At 47.3% G+C, this 17,916-nt stretch carries 10 protein-coding genes; 8 read left to right on the top strand and 2 right to left on the bottom strand.

Annotated features, from left to right (window positions below; genetic code table 11):
• Nucleotides 1–52 precede the first annotated feature (52 nt).
• The 7 genes from BUB18_RS18770 to BUB18_RS18740 all read left to right on the top strand — a co-directional run bounded on the left by BUB18_RS18770 (nt 53) and on the right by BUB18_RS18740 (nt 14,255).
• Complete coding sequence (locus tag BUB18_RS18770) at nt 53–6,100, top strand: alpha-2-macroglobulin family protein (protein WP_073084067.1); 6,048 nt, start codon at nt 53–55, stop codon at nt 6,098–6,100.
• Nucleotides 6,101–6,293: 193 nt separating this feature from the next.
• Complete coding sequence (locus BUB18_RS18765) at nt 6,294–7,355, top strand: NAD(P)/FAD-dependent oxidoreductase (protein ID WP_073084717.1); 1,062 nt, start codon at nt 6,294–6,296, stop codon at nt 7,353–7,355.
• Nucleotides 7,356–7,485: 130 nt separating this feature from the next.
• Nucleotides 7,486–9,246 (top strand): aspartate--tRNA ligase, encoded by a 1,761-nt coding sequence (gene aspS, locus BUB18_RS18760; RefSeq protein WP_073084715.1) that lies wholly within the window; start codon nt 7,486–7,488, stop codon nt 9,244–9,246.
• A 208-nt stretch (nt 9,247–9,454) separates the two neighbouring features.
• Nucleotides 9,455–10,051, top strand: a complete 597-nt coding sequence (locus tag BUB18_RS18755; RefSeq protein ID WP_083550283.1) for a glucosaminidase domain-containing protein — start codon at nt 9,455–9,457, stop codon at nt 10,049–10,051.
• Between the two features lie 66 nt (nt 10,052–10,117).
• The gene (locus tag BUB18_RS18750; RefSeq protein ID WP_143159997.1) at nt 10,118–11,545 is read left to right on the top strand and encodes an SGNH/GDSL hydrolase family protein; all 1,428 of its coding nucleotides are present in this window, start codon (nt 10,118–10,120) and stop codon (nt 11,543–11,545) included.
• Nucleotides 11,514–12,764, top strand: a complete 1,251-nt coding sequence (locus tag BUB18_RS18745; RefSeq protein ID WP_073084064.1) for a GDSL-type esterase/lipase family protein — start codon at nt 11,514–11,516, stop codon at nt 12,762–12,764. The genes BUB18_RS18750 and BUB18_RS18745 overlap by 32 nt, the downstream gene beginning before the upstream one ends.
• Before the next feature lie 6 nt (nt 12,765–12,770).
• The gene (locus BUB18_RS18740; RefSeq protein WP_073084062.1) at nt 12,771–14,255 is read left to right on the top strand and encodes an MBOAT family O-acyltransferase; all 1,485 of its coding nucleotides are present in this window, start codon (nt 12,771–12,773) and stop codon (nt 14,253–14,255) included.
• On the opposite strand, the gene BUB18_RS18735 is transcribed toward BUB18_RS18740, so the two are convergent.
• Complete coding sequence (locus BUB18_RS18735; RefSeq protein ID WP_073084060.1) at nt 14,252–15,178, bottom strand: helix-turn-helix transcriptional regulator; 927 nt, start codon at nt 15,176–15,178, stop codon at nt 14,252–14,254. The genes BUB18_RS18740 and BUB18_RS18735 overlap by 4 nt on opposite strands.
• 166 nt (nt 15,179–15,344) lie before the next feature.
• On the opposite strand from BUB18_RS18735, the gene BUB18_RS18730 reads away from it, so the two are divergent.
• Nucleotides 15,345–16,664: a porin gene (locus tag BUB18_RS18730; protein WP_245805699.1), complete on the top strand. Its 1,320-nt coding sequence runs from the start codon at nt 15,345–15,347 to the stop codon at nt 16,662–16,664.
• On the opposite strand, the gene BUB18_RS18725 is transcribed toward BUB18_RS18730, so the two are convergent.
• Nucleotides 16,661–17,716, bottom strand: a complete 1,056-nt coding sequence (locus BUB18_RS18725) for a sensor histidine kinase (protein WP_073084710.1) — start codon at nt 17,714–17,716, stop codon at nt 16,661–16,663. The genes BUB18_RS18730 and BUB18_RS18725 overlap by 4 nt on opposite strands.
• Nucleotides 17,717–17,916: the final 200 nt, after the last annotated feature.

Here is a 17,916-nt window from a genome sequence, read left to right as displayed (position 1 = left end):
TTCCCTATACTTTTCACCTTTTTCTTTTACTCCAATTCCAAATAAACCCAGTATGCGTACCCTGTTAGCATTATGCATTGTTTTAACCTTAACCGTTACCAACACCATGGCCCAGTCAGATTATAGCAATTTATGGAAAGAAGTAGAACAGCTGGAAACACAAGGGCTCTCCACCTCCGGCGCTAAAAAGGTAGACGAGCTATTCCGTAAAGCTGTGGCGGATAAAAACCAGGAACAGAAAATTAAAGCACTGATTTATCAGCTGAGATATGCGTCGGTATTAAAGGATAGCAGCCTGGATTATGGCCTGGAAAGGCTGGAGAAGGAAACCGCTGAAGCTCAGGGGCCAGCCAAAGCCATCCTGTACAGCATGAAGGCCGAAATATTGTGGACCTACCTGCAATCAAATTCTTATGCCATCATGAGCCGCCTGGATGTAGTGAACGACCAGAGCAAGGACATCAGAACCTGGTCCGCCCAACGGCTCAACACCGCCATCACCCAGGCCTACGAGGCATCGCTCGCCCAGCCGGAACTGCTCAAAAAAGCACCTATATCTGCCTATAGCCAGATAATTGATAAAGGGCAAAATGCCAATGGCCTGCAACCTACTGTTTACGACCTACTGGCTTACCGTGCGATTAATTACTACCGCTCCGGTTATAATACCATGAATAAGCCGGCTAACCAGTTTGAACTTACTGACCCCGCCGCATTTGCCCCGGCCACGGAATTTGCCGTGCATGCCTTTACATCTCCCGATACCAGCAGCCTGCAATTAAAAGCCCTGTTGTTGTACCAGGACCTGATAGCCTTTCACCTGAAGGATGAACAGAAAACAGCCCTGGCAGAAGCAGATGTGCAGCGCCTGAAATACGTGAAAGAGATCAGTGTGGCCGCTGAGAAAAATGAATTATACAACAGTGCGCTTACCCACATGCTGCAAACCTATCGTTCCAGCCCTGCATACGCCACTGTAGCTGCTATGAAGGCCGAGAGCCTGCTGGAAGATTTGCCGCTTGGCTTCGGTGATATTAAACCTGTAACGCCCACACAGCACCAGCAAGTAGCCCAGGTGCTGGAAATCGTGGAGGAAGCCCTGAAAGCTTATCCCCAAGCTGCCGGCGCCGCCGAATGCCAGAACATTAAAAACCGCGTGCTGTTCCCGGAAATGGAACTGACTACGGAAAAAGTTAATGTACCCGGTCAGGCCCTGCGTATCCTATCCAAATACAGAAATACCGGTACCGCCTACTTTAAGTTGATTCCCGTAACGGAAAGTCAATGGAGCAAGGCTTTGACGGAAATGAAATGGTATGATGAAACAGAACTGTTTCGGAAAATTATTACGAATACACCAGCGGTGCGTAGCTGGAATCAGCCACTGCCCGCCGGTACGGACCATTTCGGTCATGCCGCAGAAGTAAAGGTAGACGCACTGCAACCCGGCATGTACCTGCTGCTGATGAGTACCAACAATACTTTCAGTACCAATGATAACCTGATGGTTGGCAAGTTCTTCGATGTATCTGATATCGCTTTTCTTACCAGTGACTCCACTTTATATGCCCTGGATCGTACTACCGGGCAGCCTTTGCCGGGAGCGCGCCTGGACATTAGCACCATGACGCCTAACCCGGATACTAAGCAGCTTGATAAGATTTTTTCCGGTAGCGCAGATAATAACGGAAAGATTACAGTGGCCTATAGCACCAAGCGCTATGCAGACAAGTGGATGCTGTGGACTTACAAAAACCAGCAGCTGATTGTTTCCAATATCAACGACTATAGCTTTCGGATACGCGGTGGATATGTGCAACCGGTGAAGGAAGATAACAGGCGGCTGTTTTTCTTTACAGACCGTGGACTGTACCGCCCGGGACAGGTATTGTATTTCAAAGGAATAGTACTGGAGAAAGCGGGAAATAATGATAGTCGCGTGTTGGCAGGATTTAAAACCACCGTGCACCTTCATGATGCCAATAACGAAATAGTGGATTCTGTAGTAGTAACCGCCAACGATTTCGGTGCTTTCTCCGGCAAATTTACCCTGCCGCTGGGCCGCCTTACCGGTACCTACCGCCTTACAGATGCTATCACCAACGCCAGTACGAACTTCAATGTGGAAGAATACAAACGTCCTAAGTTTGAAGTGAAGTTTGACCCGGTAAAAATTGCCTATCGTGTAGGCGATACCGTTACTGCCAATGGTAAAGCGATTGCATTTGCCGGAAATAACGTGGATGGTGCAAAGGTAAGTTACCGTGTAGTACGTGTGCCACGTTTTCCTTATCCATGGCTGGGTTACAAGTATTATATACCCAGAGGTAACAGCCAGGAAATCGTGAGTGGTACTACTGTTACTGATGCGCAGGGTAAGTTCAATATTCAGTTTACTGCTATCCCCGATAAAACAATAGATACTGCCCTGGCGCCTTATTTCGTGTACCAGGTATCGGCCACTGTAACAGATATCAACGGGGAAACCCGCAGCCAGACGCAGGATATCAACGCTGGTTATAATACCCTGTTGCTGTCAGTACAGGTGGATGCATGGAATAAAGTGAAAATCACTACCACTAACCTGAACGGTGAATTTGAAGCGGCGAATCTGCAACTGCGCCTGCAGCCGCTGAAGCCTGTGGAGCGCCTGCTGCGTACAAGATATTGGGAGGAACCGGACCAGTTTATTTACAGTGCAGAAGAATATGCCAGGTTGTTCCCACTGGATGTTTATAAAGATGAGGACCAGCTGGAAAAACGCCCGCTGTTGCCGGCAGTGTTTGAGAAACAGCTGAGCAGCGTGAAGGAAGGTATTACTGATCCGGGTTATTCAAAACTTAAGCCTGGCTTCTATCAGCTGGAAGTGACTGCTACCCCTGCCAAGGGTAAGCCGGTTGTGCAAAAAGAAATTTTTGAAGTGACGGAACCGGGTAAGGAAACGATGCCGTATCCGATGTACAGCTGGTATTATACAGAAAATAAAACCTACAAGCCGGGTCAGCAGGCAGTAGTGAAAGTGGCATCTGCTAAAGATGCTTATGTATTGCAGGAAGAAATGCGAGGTGAACAGCCTACTGTAATTACTGCTTTTAAACTAACTGGAACGGATACACGTAAATATGATCTGACACAGAAAGACTTAGGAGGAGCGCAGGTGAATTTCAACTGGATCAGGGACAACCGCTTCCAGCACATTGCCATCATGTTCCCCGTAGCCACGGACGATAAGTCGTTAAAAGTTGAGCTGGCATCTCACCGTGATAAACTGGCACCTGGGGAAAAGGAAAAATGGTCAGTAAAAGTGAGCGGTGAAAATGCGCAGCAGGCAGAAGCCTCTTTCCTCGCAGGAATGTATGATGCATCGCTGGATGCATTACGTCCATTTTCCTGGAACCTGCCGGTGCTGGGAGTTACTAATTATATGCGCGGTGGCTTGAGCATGAGCGATAATAGTGGTAGTGAATCGGCTTCAATTATCAGTTACCTCGAAGATAAAAACAAGTATACGAATGTGGTGTATCCATCACTGAACTGGTTTGGATGGGGATTGGATTTGTCTGGCGCATCCAGGTTGTACATGAGGGGAGCTGGCGCACCGGCTGCGGCCATGATGGTAAAAGAATCACGTAGTGCCAAGCGTGCAGCACCAGCAGGAGGAATTGCCAAAATGGAAATGGCTGATGCAGCCGCAGGTACTGGAACAGTACCTCCTCCGCCAGCGCCTGAAGCACCGGCTAACTCATCTGCCAACGCTCCTGCCAAAGCACGCACCAATTTCAATGAAACCGCTTTCTTCTTCCCTGATTTAAGGACTGACGCTAACGGCAACGTTTCCTTTGAATTCACCATGCCGGAAGCCCTTACCAAATGGAAGTTTCAGGGCTTGGCACATACAAAGGCAGCTGCATTTGGCCTGCTCACCCAGGAAATTGTGACACAGAAAACATTGATGGTACAGCCATTTGCACCCAGGTTTATGCGGGAAGGCGACAAGATTAACTTCACTGCTAAAATCAGTAACCTGGCAGATTCGCCGCTGATAGGGCAGGCTCATCTGGAACTGCTGGACGCTGCTACCATGCAGCCGGTAGATGGCTGGTTCCAGAATATTTTCCCGGTGCAGCACTTTACTGCAAAAGCAGGACAGAGCACGCAGGTGTCGTTCCCGTTGCAGGTTCCTAACGGTTTCGGTAGTACGCTGATTTATCGTATTACTGCACAGGCGGGCAACTTCAGCGATGGGGAAGAGAATGCATTGCCGGTATTAACCAATCGTATGCTGGTAACGGAATCAGTACCACTGTCCATGATCGGTGACGGTACCAAGACGGTGAACTTTAAAAAGCTTGAAGAAAGCGATGCTTCTGAAACCCTGCAGCAGCATGCGGTTACAGTGGAATATACGAGCAATCCGGCCTGGTATGCCGTACAGGCGTTACCGTACCTGATGGAGTTCCCGTATGATTGTGCAGAGCAGGTGTTTAACCGCTACTATGCAAACGTGCTGGGTGGTTGGATTGTATCGCAGCGCCCGGCCATCAAAGAAATCTTTGAAAAGTGGAAAACAGCGAATACTGCTGCACTGATGAGCAACCTGGAAAAGAATCAGGACCTGAAATCACTATTGTTACAGCAAACACCATGGGTGCTGGATGCAAAAAATGAAAATCAGCAGAAGCATAATATTGCGAAACTATTTGATGCGGCTAATATCAGGACCGGTGCGGACGTAGCGTTACAGCAGCTGGCAGCTAAGCAAAACCACAACGGTTCCTTCCCCTGGTTTGCGGGCTTGTCTGATGATCGCTTTATCACGCAGTATATAGTAGCAGGTATAGGGAGATTGAATGGCCTTACCGGTAACACAAACGGCCAGGCAAATACCATTGCTGAAAAAGCGATTAAATACCTGGACGCGAAACTGGTAGCGGATTACAAACGCATGATATCGCAAAAAATTAAGCCTGAAAATCAGCATGTATACGGTATAGATATCCAGTATTTATATGCAAGAAGCTTTTTTGATGTAGCGAAGAGTGCAGAGGTTACTACGTTACACAATTACTACCTCAAACTCGCGAAAAAAGACTGGTTGAAGTTTACCCTCTATGAAAAAGCAATGGCGGCGCTGTTGTTCCACCGCCTCCATGATAATGTAACGGCAACGGCTATAGTAAAATCACTGAAAGAAAATGCCATTGTTTCTCCTGAAATGGGTATGTATTGGAAATCCAATACAGGCGGGTACTTTTGGAGTCAGGCTCCGGTAGAAACGCAGGCGATGCTGATCGATGCATTTACTACCGTTGCGGGCGACAAACAATCTGCTGCACAGATGAAAACATGGTTGCTGAAAAACAAACAAACCAATAACTGGAATACTACCAAAGCCACTGCCGACGGCTGTTATGCTATGTTGATCGGTGGTGATAACTGGCTGGCAGCGGTACCATCTGTTGATATTAAACTGGGTGCAGTTGATATCAGCAGTGCTTCATCAGATGCAGAAGCTGGCACCGGGTATATCCGTAAGCAGTTTAATGGGAAAGATGTTAAACCTGCCATGGGTAAAATTGAAGTGGCGGTAAAAGGCAGCAAGGGCCAGCCTTCCTGGGGAGCAGTGTACTGGCAGTACTTTGAGCAGCTGGATAAAATCACAGCGGCACAAACACCATTGACTATAGAAAAACAATTGTATAAAGAAGTAAACGCGGCCAATGGTCCGGTGCTCACGCAACTCAACGATGGTAACCAGTTGCACGTTGGTGATAAATTGAAGGCTAGAATTGTACTGCGGGTTGACAGGGATATGGAATATGTACACCTGAAAGACATGCGTGCAGCGGCTTTTGAGCCGTTGAATGTACTCAGTACAGCTAAATATCAGGGTGGCATGGGGTATTATGAAAGTACTAAAGATGCCAGCACCGACTTCTTCTTTAACGCATTACCGAAAGGTACCTGGGTATTTGAATACCCGATGTATGTAACACACGAAGGTACTTTCTCCAATGGCGTGGCTACGGTGCAATGTATGTATGCACCTGAGTTTAATGCGCATAGTGAAGGGATAAATGTGAAGGTGGTGGAGAAATAATTTCTTAATAATCTATCAAAAAGAAAGGGGGCCGAAAGGCCCTTTTCTTTTTGATAACCTCAGTGGATGTGTGCTCTACTACCAGCAATTTGCTAACAAGTACCCCGCGCGCAGCGCGGAATCCGCGCCAATGTCAGCTTCGCTGTCATTGGAAAAACAAGCAATCAATCTGTTTTTATACCTTCGTATCTGCATGAAACAAGTAGATTACATAATAGTAGGGCAGGGGATAGCTGGTACTATGCTCAGCTGGTTTTTAATGAAACGGGGCTTTAGCGTGGTGGTAATAGATGATGGGAAGAAGAACAGTGCATCACGGGTAGCTGCAGGTATTATCAATCCGGTTTCGGGAAGAAGATTCGAACCTGCATGGCTATACGAAGAAATTTTTCCTTTTGCCAAATCGACATATGACGAATTGTCGGACCTGCTAAAAATAAATATATTAATCGAGCGTAATTTGTGGACTGTTTTCCCCTCTGCACAAATGCGCGATGCCTTCAAAGCCAAGGCGGATAAGGAGACCAACGGAAAATATGCGGAAATTCCACAGCAACTACAATATGAGGAATATCTGCAACAGCATTTTGGAGCTGCAGTCATTAAAGGGGCTACGGTTAACTTAAAAAATCTGCTGCCTGCATACCGTGAAATGCTGATTAGTAAGGAGGCCTTACTGGATGAGCATTTTGAATTATCGCAGTTGCAGCTGGTAGATAATGTACAAGTTACATACCATCATATAACAGCAAAGAAAATAATATTTTGTGATGGGGCTGCTGCGGCATCAAACTCTTACTTTGAGGCGATCAAATTTTTGCCAAATAAAGGTGAGGTATTAATTATTCGTATTCCAGGATTGGAATCATCGGATATTATTAAAAAAAGTATTACGTTAGTGCCCCAGCCGGACGGGCAGTTTTGGGCAGGTAGTTCCTTTGCCTGGGATTATCCGGATGAGCTGCCGACGGCAGCGCAACGGGCGGTGCTGGAAGAAAAAATCCAGCAGTTGCTCAAAGTGCCGTATGAAGTGACGGACCAGCGGGCGGCCGTGCGGCCATCAGGCCATGATCGCCGGCCAATTGCCGGTTTTCATCCGGAATATCCGCTTATAGGTATTTTCAACGGGCTGGGAACCAAGGGGACTTCGCTGGCCCCGCTGATGGCGGACCATTTCAGCCGGGTAATAGCCGGCGAAACGGAAATAATGCCCGAGATCAGCGTAAACAGATATTTTAACATGCCCCGGCAGTAAAATCCAGCGAGCAAAACGTATCTTTGCCCCCCTTGCGGGCATGGCTGAATCGCTGGAAGAAGTGGTGAACCACAGTGAACGGCTTTCCCGGGAATTCAACCATATAATTTTAAAAATCAACAATTTACGCATGTATAGGACGCACACTTGCGGAGAACTCAGAATGGAACAGGTTGGTCAGCAGGTTACGCTGGCCGGCTGGGTACAAACGGTAAGGAAATTTGGCAGCATCACTTTCGTGGATCTGCGCGACCGTTATGGCATTACTCAGCTGTTATTTGGTGAAAACCTTAATGCCCGACTGGATGACCAGCCTTTAGGCCGTGAATTCGTGATCCAGGCTACAGGTGTGGTTACCGAGCGTTCTAATAAAAATCCAAATATCCCAACCGGTGATGTGGAAATTACCATCGCTGACTTTAAGGTACTCAACGCTGCCAAAACCCCTCCTTTCACCCTAACCGATGATACAGATGGTGGTGACGAGCTGCGTATGAAATACCGCTACCTCGACCTGCGTAGAAATGCCGTTAAACAAAACCTGGAACTACGCTACCGCGTAGGCCGTGCTGCACGTAACTTCCTGCACACCCAGGGCTTTATGGATATAGAAACACCTTTCCTGATTAAGTCTACGCCGGAAGGTGCCCGCGACTTCGTGGTACCAAGCCGTATGAACCCTAATGAGTTCTATGCCCTGCCGCAGTCGCCACAAACCTTTAAGCAACTCCTGATGGTGAGCGGCTACGACCGTTACTATCAAATCGTGAAGTGCTTCAGGGATGAGGATCTCCGCGCTGACCGCCAGCCGGAGTTCACCCAGATCGACTGCGAAATGAGCTTCGTGGAGCAGGAAGATATCCTGAATACATTTGAAAATATGTTCAAATATATCTTCAAAGAGATTAAAGGTTTGGATATTGATTATGCGTTCCCTCGCATGACCTGGGACGATGCCATGGAGTACTACGGCAACGATAAACCAGATATCCGTTTCGAGATGAAACTGGCTACCCTGACCGGCACCGTTCAAAACAAAGGCTTTAAAGTATTTGATGATGCGGAACTGGTAGTAGGTATCGCCGCCAAAGGTTGCGCTGAATATACCCGTAAGCAGCTGGATGAGCTTACCGACTGGGTCAAGCGCCCGCAAATCGGCATGAGCGGACTCATCTATGTTAAATATGGTGCAGATGGCAGCCTGAAAAGTTCCGTTGATAAGTTCTTCAATGAAGAAGAGCTGAAAAAATGGGTAGCAGCTACCAAAGCTGAACCAGGCGACCTGATCCTGGTGCTGGCTGGTAAAGAAAGTCGCACCCGCCAGGCCATGAGTGCCCTCCGCCTCGAAATGGGCGAACGCCTCGGGCTTAGGGATAAAAACGTATATAAACCACTGTGGGTGATCGATTTCCCACTCTTTGAATATGCCGAAGAAGAAAACCGCTGGGTGGCACGTCACCATCCGTTTACTTCTCCAAAACCGGAACATATCGCCTTAATGGACGATCTGTCCCAATACGCCAAAATCAAGGCTAACGCCTACGATATCGTATTAAATGGTACCGAAATCGGTGGTGGTTCTATCCGTATCTTCCAGCGCGACCTCCAGGAAAAGATGTTCGCTGCCCTTGGGATGTCACCGGAAGAAGCAGACCACAAGTTCGGCTTCCTGCTGGGTGCGTTTGAATACGGTGCACCGCCTCATGGAGGTATCGCCTTCGGCTTCGACCGTCTCTGCTCCCTGCTGGGTGGCAGCGAAAGTATCCGGGACTTCATCGCCTTCCCGAAAAATAATTCCGGTCGCGATGTAATGCTGGATGCGCCTGCTGCAATCGATCAACACCAGCTCGATGAGTTACGGATCAGCTTGATAAAACAAGATCCGGCATAGTATTTGCAATTACCGGACTTTCCCAAATAAAAAAATCCCCTTTGATATGGTTCAGGCCGCATCAAAGGGGATTAGTGCAAATAATAGAACAATATTTTTTAACAAGCCATTAACGGAAAAGAGTAGCGAGTAGACGAAAGAAACGTATTATCTAAATTTTTAAAGTAATATTGCGGTGTAGGGACATCGTTGATATGTGAGGTAAGAAATGATGCTGAAAACAAACAACAATCTATCACCTGTAACAACAACTAACACTAAGCTTATGTGTATGATTAACTCTACTATGAGCAAAGCTGCGGCTTGTATTTGTGCGGTGTTTTTATTGCTAATGCTCAGCAATGTTGGGTATGCTCAACAATCGACAAGCAATTATTTGAAAAAATTCAAACCGGTATCTGTGGAATTAATGCAGGAAACCGGAATTCCTGCCAGTGTAATTCTGGGCATTGCGATGCTGGAATCTGGCACTGGTACCAGTAAAAATGCTAAATTGCTGCACAATCATTTTGGCATCGTTGGTAAAAACAATCTGCAACAGACAAACGCAGGATACAAATCCCGCTATAAACAATACCTGTCAGATGTGGCTTCCTACGAACACTTTGTACAGCTGTTAGCCAAAAAGAAGTGGTTTGCAGACCTGAAAGGAAACATGGAATATTCTACCTGGCTTCATAAAATGAACCATAGCGGATATTCAACTGCAGGCCAGGAATGGATAAAACGTGTGACTTCTATTATTAACCGTTATAAATTGTATAAGCTGGATGCGGCCATAGGCAGCGTTGCAAGCGGTTCTTAAGCACTTTTGCACTATGCCACTTGTTGCCAGGCGCTCCGGTAATATGCCTGACTATACATGAATAATATGCCTGGCAAAAATAAGGCTGCCTACCCATTTCTGATTATCGCGGGTTCATTGGCATGCCTGGTGGCTTTATCCCAGCTGAATTACAGCTTCTCCTACAAGGATTTCCAATTCCGAAAACTGGATATGCTGTCCGACCTTAGGACTTCATCTCCCGGACAAGATAAAAACAATACTGCCCTTGCTGGTCGTACCGGTAAGGGCGGTACTGTTACAGATACCGCCGTAAGCGTGGTTGACAGCTCCGGAACAGTAACTACACTGCCCAACCCGGATGCCCACCACGACTACATGGAATACACCGGTATCATGCAATACGCCTCGGCACAATACAGTGAAGATGCCGCCGGCCTGCATAAATTCCTCCAGGCCCTGGCCGACCTGAAAGCAGGTAAAAGAAAGAAAGTCCGCATCGCATACTTCGGCGACTCCATGATCGAAGGTGACCTGATCACCGGTGAACTGCGCGATAGTTTGCAACATTACTTCGGCGGACAAGGTGTGGGCTTCGTGCCCATTACCTCGGTAGTGGCCAGCTTCAGAACCACTATCACCCATACCTACTCGAAGGACTGGACAGACTACTCCTATAAAAAACTGCCCCCATCCAATATTCCGCTCGGATTATCCGGGCATACTTTCATCCCGTCGTCCAACAGCTGGGTGCGATATACCCCGGTGAAAAAAGCGCGACTGGATAAGTTTAATGAAATTTCCATCCTGTATGGCCCTGCCTCCGGCACTGGCCTTACGGTAAACGATAAAAGCTATACGCTCGACGGCAACGCCGCTGTAAACCGACTCGATCTGCGTCAGGATACAGGGCTGCCATCGGTAACTATCAAATACGCCGGAGGTGCCGCAGGGCCCCTCTTTGGTGTTAGCTTCGAAGACGATAACGGTATCTATGTGGATAACTACTCCTTCAGAGGTATCAGCGGTATCGAACTCGGAAAGCTGTCGGCAGACATGATCCGCCGTATGCAGCAGGAACACACTTACGACCTGGTAGTTTTTCACTACGGCGCCAATGTATTATGGCGGCCGGAACTGACCGACTACAGCTGGTTTGAGCGCCCGATGAATAAGGTGCTGGATTCGCTTCGCAACGATATCCCGGCTACCTCATTCCTTATCATCGGTACTGCCGACAAATCCTATCGTAAGGGCGACCAATACGTTACCGCGCCGGGCGTACCAGCGCTGTTAGCTGTGCAACACGATCTGGCGGCAGAACACGGGACTGCCTTCTGGAATCTCTTTGCAGCAATGGGTGGAGAAAATTCAATGGTGAAGTGGGTGGAAAGTGAAACCCCAGGTGCGAACAAGGATTACACACATTTTAACAGGTTAGGAGCGTCTAAGGTAGCGTCGCTGCTATACAAAGCTATTATGAATGAATATAGGCAGACAAGTACTGTTCAGTAGTTTAGCCCTGCTGTTGTTGCTGGGAGGTAAAAAAGCGGTTGCACAAGGTTTTGACGGCGATAATTCCATCGCCCAGGATACAGCACTGTACCGGATTTTCAGGTTACTGGATCATGCGGATACTACCGTGATTTCAATATTACACCTCGGCGATTCACATGTACAGGCTGGCTACTATCCACAAACCAATGGCGCCATGCTGCAACAGCAGTTTGGTAACGCAGGCCGTGGATTTGTATTTCCCTATAACCTGGCAGGTACCAACGGTCCGGAAGATTACCGCTGGTCAAGCCCTGTCAAATGGAACGGCGAAAGAGTGGTAGATCGGTATAAATCGCCCGTACTCGGCCCCGGAGGTATTACCATTACTACAAACGCTACCACGCCTTCCCTCAGTTTCATTGGTAAACAGGACTCTTTCCAGGAAAACTCATTTAATGAGGCCGAGCTGGTGTATGATCCTGGAAATGACTCTACTACCGTATTTGCTGCCACCGCCGATGTAATTATTACACCGCAGCCCTTTACCGGCTCACCAACCATTCAAAAAGCCACCCTGAGTTTCAGGGATCAGCAACAGATTTTTTCCGCCCGTTTCGATAATACCGCCAAAGGGCCTTTCCGTTTCTATGGTGCGTTTTTACGTAACGGTGAGAATGGAGTGATCTATAGCAGCGTTGGTATCAACGGCGCCATGTACCAGCATTACAACGAATACAGTAACATACTCCTTGCCCAGATGTCGGTGCTGAAACCGCAGCTGGTGATCATATCACTGGGTACCAATGAAGCCTACGGCCGATTCGACGCCCTCTCCTTCAGAAATGAAATTGATAAAACCGTTACACTGATAAGGGAACAAAACCCAAACGTATGTATCTTGCTGACTACTCCTCCGGACTGTATGAGGGTAGTCAAAAGCTCATACCGGAAAAAAGTGAAAGGGAAATGGCGTAGATACAGCAAAACTACCATTACACCTAATCCTTACATCGCCATGGCCTCCGCCCAGATTGAAGGGTATGCCCGCGAAAAAGGATTGGCATGCTGGGATTTTAATGCAGTGAATAAAGTACAGAAAGCCAGGTTTAACCCATACTGGGGCGCCGATCATGTACACTTCAGTGCAAAAGGGTACCAGCTGCAAGGGCAACTGCTCAACGAAGCAATAATGTCTGCCTACAAAAAATACCAGGCTGAAACCAAGAAAATATATTAACATCCAATGATCGACGTCAATAAGCTGTTCGACCTGTTGCTTTACGATCCTAATGATCCGGTGCTCTTTAACAGTGCTTTCTTCTTCTATTATTTTGCAGTATTTCTGCTCTGTTACCTGGCAGTACACAAAAGCAAAACAGGTCGGGTATGGGTGTATACCCTGTTTTCCCTGTATTTCTTTTATAAGGCCTGTGGCTATTATGTAGGATTGGTCATACTTTCCGCCATTGTAGACTTTAACCTTTCCAAATGGATTCACCGGACGCCAAAGAAGTCCACCAAAAAGCTGCTGCTTATTTTTAGCATCATCCTCAACATAGGATTGCTGTTCTATTTTAAGTACACCAACTTCTTCATCGGTATTCTTAACGACTTTGCAGCAGGCAGTATTCCACTGCTGAAACTCACCCTGCCGATCGGTATTTCCTTCTATACTTTCGAAAACCTCAGCTATACGATCGATGTATACCGGGATGAAATCGAACCTGTGGATAACTTCATGGATTACCTTTTCTTCCTGTCGTTCTTCCCTAAGCTGATGATGGGCCCTATCGTACGTGCAGCTGATTTTATCCCGCAGATATCGCAGCCTTATGTGATCGATTCAGATGATATCGGGAAGGGGATGTACCTGATCATAAGCGGGTTGTTTAAAAAGATAGTGATATCGGACTTTATATACCTCAACTTCGTACAATACATCTTCGATGATCCGAGCAAACATACCGGCCTGGAGTGTTTGCTGGGGGTATATGGCTATGCGCTGGTGATTTATTGCGACTTCTCCGGTTATTCGGATATGGCGCTGGGTATTGCCCGCTGGACCGGCTTTAAAATTCCGCCTAACTTCAACTCCCCTTACCAGAGTCGCTCTATTACTGAGTTCTGGCGCCGCTGGCATATTTCATTATCCAGCTGGCTGCGGGATTACCTATACATTCCTTTGGGAGGTAACCGGAAAGGTAAGGTACGGCAGTACATCAACCTGGCATTGACCATGCTGATCGGAGGCTTCTGGCATGGTGCGAGCTGGAATTTTATATTCTGGGGCGGTATGCATGGTAGTATGCTGGCCATTGATAAGGTAAGGATCGATTACCTGAAGAAACGCCAGATCCAGTTTGGCGGCTTCTCAGGAGGCCTGCTGAAAGTGCTGGGCGTGCTGTTTACCTTCCACTTTGTTTGCTTCTGTTGGATATTTTTTAAGGCGGCTACCTTCCACGACGCGTGGGCGCTGATACATCAGATCGCGTACGACTTCCAGCCTGAAATTTGGCCAGAGCTGTACACCGGTTATACTGCTGTTTTCTGGGTGATGGTAATGGGCTTTGTGCTGCATTTTATGCCGGCAAAAGCAGAGCTTTCTATGGAAAATATCTATTCAAAGCTGCCAGTGGTGGCAAGTGTAGCGGTAATGGTAGCATTTGTGTGGTTGCTGGCGCAGGTGAAGAGCACGCAGCCAATGATTCCGATTTACTTCCAGTTCTAGCAGCCGTAACGTTTTTCAAAAGGGATAAACACTTCGCAATCGTTGAGCCCCGTCAGAGAGATAAAGAAGTGATTACTGTTCATCTTGAAATCACTCACCCTGCAACTTTTGTTGATAAAATTATACATGGGCAAGCCGGCTTCGGCGAAGCCCATGTTTAGTTTAAGGTGCTTATAGTTATTAGCAGGGATATGCTTCTCCAGCAGCCCGCAGGTATCAAACCCGAATTTCAGCTGCCGGTGAATGGTTTCATATGCCTTTACATTCGGTACCAGCAACCCCACATACATCATCATCTTATCATAGGCAGTAACCGGTACGGAATCCAGTGTGCCGGTAATAATCCGGGCATCCGGTATCATCAGGGCCGCGCGGGTTACTCTGAACTTGCTGATGTAATGCATCATATACTTCACCATGTTTCTGATCGGATCATGCTGGCTCGGAAGGATAGTGTAATACAGGGTGAAGCTGCCTTCGTGAATCTCTGTGGTATTGTCCAGGCAAAAGATTTCCTTCTGATCACTGTCGGAAGAAGTGATGACTTTGGTGATATACAATGTTTCCTCTTCGTTGGGGAGGAACGGTTTGTCCCGGTAATGTGCCGGTGTTTCATTATACTCCTGGGTAAAAGCCTTTGTGAAGGACTGCTGGCTTCCATAGCCGCAATAGGCAGCAATCTGCCCGATGTTATAGGCCGAGTGCCAGAGCAATCCACCTGCCTGTTCCAGCCTTCTTCGCTTCGTAAATTGTTTGTAGGATTCACCCAGAAACATTTCAAATCTTCTCGTTAGTGTTTGTGCATCTACACACAGTTCGTCGGCTATTTTGCTGATAGAGATGTCGCCGGAGAGGTGGTTGTCACTAATAGCAATCGCTTTATCCACCTTTTCTTTCCAGTAGGCAAAAGTATTAGTTCGCATAGTTGCTATTTTATTCTCATAAGTTCGTATTAAACGGGCTCAAAAGGCTTAATGCGCACTGTCACGGTTGCTGATTAACGAACGATTAACATAAATATGATCCATGAATTATCGGGTGTGAAATTCACCGGCGATGCTGTACTTTTGCGCCAAATCTAAATTGCGGATGCGTTTTGCTAAATTCTTACTGGTAGCCTGTTTTTTGATGCTGACGACACTTGCCACCCGGGCCCAGTTCCTGATGGATATGATTGACACTACCAAAGCGGTGGGGAAAGGCATGCTTTCCATGTATCAGAAATATGATGCACTCCGCTTCAGTGGCTATATCCAGCCGCAATTCCAGATGGCTTCCGCCAGAGGAATCAACACCTTTGCAGGGGGGAACTTCAATAAAGAGTCTGACAACCGTTGGATGCTCCGCCGGGGCCGTATCCGCGTAGATTATGAGCATTATAACGACCAGGATATGCCGGTATTACAGTTCGCTTTTCAGTTCGATGGTACGGAGAGAGGAGTGAACATCCGCGACTTCTATGGCCGCGTATTCGATACCAAATTCAATGTTTTTGCGTTTGCCGCCGGTATGTTTGCCCGCCCGTTTGGATGGGAGGTAAACCTGTCGTCCGGCGATCGTGAAACACCGGAGCGTGGCCGTATGTCACAAATCCTGATGAAAACGGAGCGCGACATCGGAGGAATGTTATCCTTTGAACCTAGAAAAAAAGACCACCCCCTGCGGTTTTTGAAGATAGACGCAGGTTTGTTCAACGGTCAGGGCCTCACCGGGCCAAGTGACTTCGACAGCCATAAGGACTTCATCGGACGCATTTACATTAAACCCAGAAAGTTGAATGCACAAAACTGGCGATTGTCAGGAGGTGTGTCTGTTCTCATGGGAGGTATGCAGCAGTTTACCAATGTGATCTACACCATGGATAACGCCCACGCATTTAAAGTGGATTCAACGGTAACCAATGCCGGTAAAATAGCCCCCCGCCACTATTACGGAGCGGATATGCAGTTGAAAATACCGAATGGAAAAGGAAAGGGCTTTACTCAGTTCAGGGCAGAGTATATCCGTGGTAAACAAACGGCCACAGCTTCAACTACTGAAACACCAGGTACTATCCCACTGACCCCGGATGGTAAATATGCACCGCTGTATATCCGGAAATTTGATGGCGCCTATCTTTATTTCATACAAAACCTCGCCAGCGACAAGCACCAGGTGGTAGTACGATACGACTGGTACGACCCGAATACAGATGTGAAAGGAACACAGATTGGAGCACCAGGAGGTGGGTTAACGCAGGCGGATATACGCTATAATACACTGGGCTTCGGATACCTGTATTATTTAAACGAGCACCTGAAGCTCAGTGTTTACTATGATTGGGTGGAAAATGAAGCAACCGCTTTACCCGGTTATGAAAAAGACCTGGACGATAACGTGCTGACCTGTCGCCTCCAATACCGTTTTTAGAATTCTCCTTTACCGGCTTCCAGTGTAAACCCGAAAGTACTGCCTATTTCCGGCTTACTTCTAACAGTAATAGACTGGTCGTGGGCTTCCACGATGTGTTTTACGATCGCTAAACCGAGGCCGGTACCGCCTATGTCGCGGCTCCGTGCACGGTCCGTACGATAAAAGCGCTCAAATACACGCGGCAGGTGCTCTTCCGCCATACCGATACCGTCGTCAGAGATCTCAATCAGTACGCGCTTGCCATCCATATTGTATATGCTGGCAATGGTATGACCATCCTGCTTGCCATATTTGATCGAGTTGTCCACCAGGTTGATGAGTACCTGACGGATCTTTTCCTTATCCGCAATTACGTGCAACGGCGTTTCGCAACCTTTCTTTATGCTGAATTTAATGCCTTTGGTGTTGGCTTTCAGCGAGAGGGTATCAAATACGTCTTTCAGCAAGTCCTGTATCACGAAATCCTCTACGTTTACCGTCATTTCCCCGCTTTCCAGCTTGGATATTTCATCCAGGTCGTCCAGCAGGCGGCAGAGGCGATCAATATTTTTGGTCGCGTTTTTCAGGAACATTTTATTTACACTCGGGTCTTCCAGCGCCCCGTCCAGCAGGGTGTGTATATAGCCCTGTACGGCAAAAATGGGGGTTTTGAGTTCATGGGAGAGATTCAGGAGAAACTCTTTCCTGAATTCCTCGTTACGGCGAAGGCTTTCCAGCTCTTCTTTCTTCTGGCTGGCCCACTTTTCCACATCTTCACTTACTTCTTCGATGGTTTTGAGCGGAAGGATGTTTTTGTTGAAAAACTCTTCTCTCTTGGAAGCCTTTGTCTGGTAAATGAATTTGTAAATGAGTTTTATTTTCCGGTAGATGAAATTCTGCAAGGTGTACAAATACAGGTAATAGGACACCAGAAAAGTAAGCACGAATGCGCCGGCGGTGATTTTATAGTCGCCCGAAACCAGGTAACTAAACAGGGCAATCACGAAGGAAATGACCAAAGCTGTGAATCCTGCAAGCTTCTGCGGCGAAAGGTTTTTAGTTTTAAACATACTCCAGAGTGAGTAATTATTGTAATAGTGGGAAATTACTTTAAATTTTTTACTTGCCATAAAATTGTCTGGTAGTGTAGATCCGAATAGCTTGTTCCGGGTTTCTGCCGGCCCTTCGGGCCGGCAGAAACCCGGAGATGAGCAGCACCGCAGGTGCTCCTCATCTCCGGGGAAAAAAGAGGTAAGAAAAAGAAAGCCGC

The sequence above is a fragment of the Chitinophaga jiangningensis genome, from assembly GCF_900142605.1.
In the GTDB taxonomy this organism is placed as follows: domain Bacteria; phylum Bacteroidota; class Bacteroidia; order Chitinophagales; family Chitinophagaceae; genus Chitinophaga; species Chitinophaga jiangningensis.
This window is presented reverse-complemented; position numbering and strand designations above follow the sequence as displayed.

Bases quoted from the DNA above. Each gene is read 5' to 3' on its own strand.
- BUB18_RS18770 (WP_073084067.1), top strand. From the start codon at position 53: ATGCGTACCCTGTTAGCATTATGCATTGTTTTAACCTTAACCGTTACC.
- BUB18_RS18765 (WP_073084717.1), top strand. From the start codon at position 6,294: ATGAAACAAGTAGATTACATAATAGTAGGGCAGGGGATAGCTGGTACT.
- aspS (WP_073084715.1), top strand. From the start codon at position 7,486: ATGTATAGGACGCACACTTGCGGAGAACTCAGAATGGAACAGGTTGGT.
- BUB18_RS18755 (WP_083550283.1), top strand. From the start codon at position 9,455: ATGATGCTGAAAACAAACAACAATCTATCACCTGTAACAACAACTAAC.
- BUB18_RS18750 (WP_143159997.1), top strand. From the start codon at position 10,118: ATGCCTGGCAAAAATAAGGCTGCCTACCCATTTCTGATTATCGCGGGT.
- BUB18_RS18745 (WP_073084064.1), top strand. From the start codon at position 11,514: ATGAATATAGGCAGACAAGTACTGTTCAGTAGTTTAGCCCTGCTGTTG.
- BUB18_RS18740 (WP_073084062.1), top strand. From the start codon at position 12,771: ATGATCGACGTCAATAAGCTGTTCGACCTGTTGCTTTACGATCCTAAT.
- BUB18_RS18735 (WP_073084060.1), bottom strand. From the start codon at position 15,178: ATGCGAACTAATACTTTTGCCTACTGGAAAGAAAAGGTGGATAAAGCG.
- BUB18_RS18730 (WP_245805699.1), top strand. From the start codon at position 15,345: ATGCGTTTTGCTAAATTCTTACTGGTAGCCTGTTTTTTGATGCTGACG.
- BUB18_RS18725 (WP_073084710.1), bottom strand. From the start codon at position 17,716: ATGTTTAAAACTAAAAACCTTTCGCCGCAGAAGCTTGCAGGATTCACA.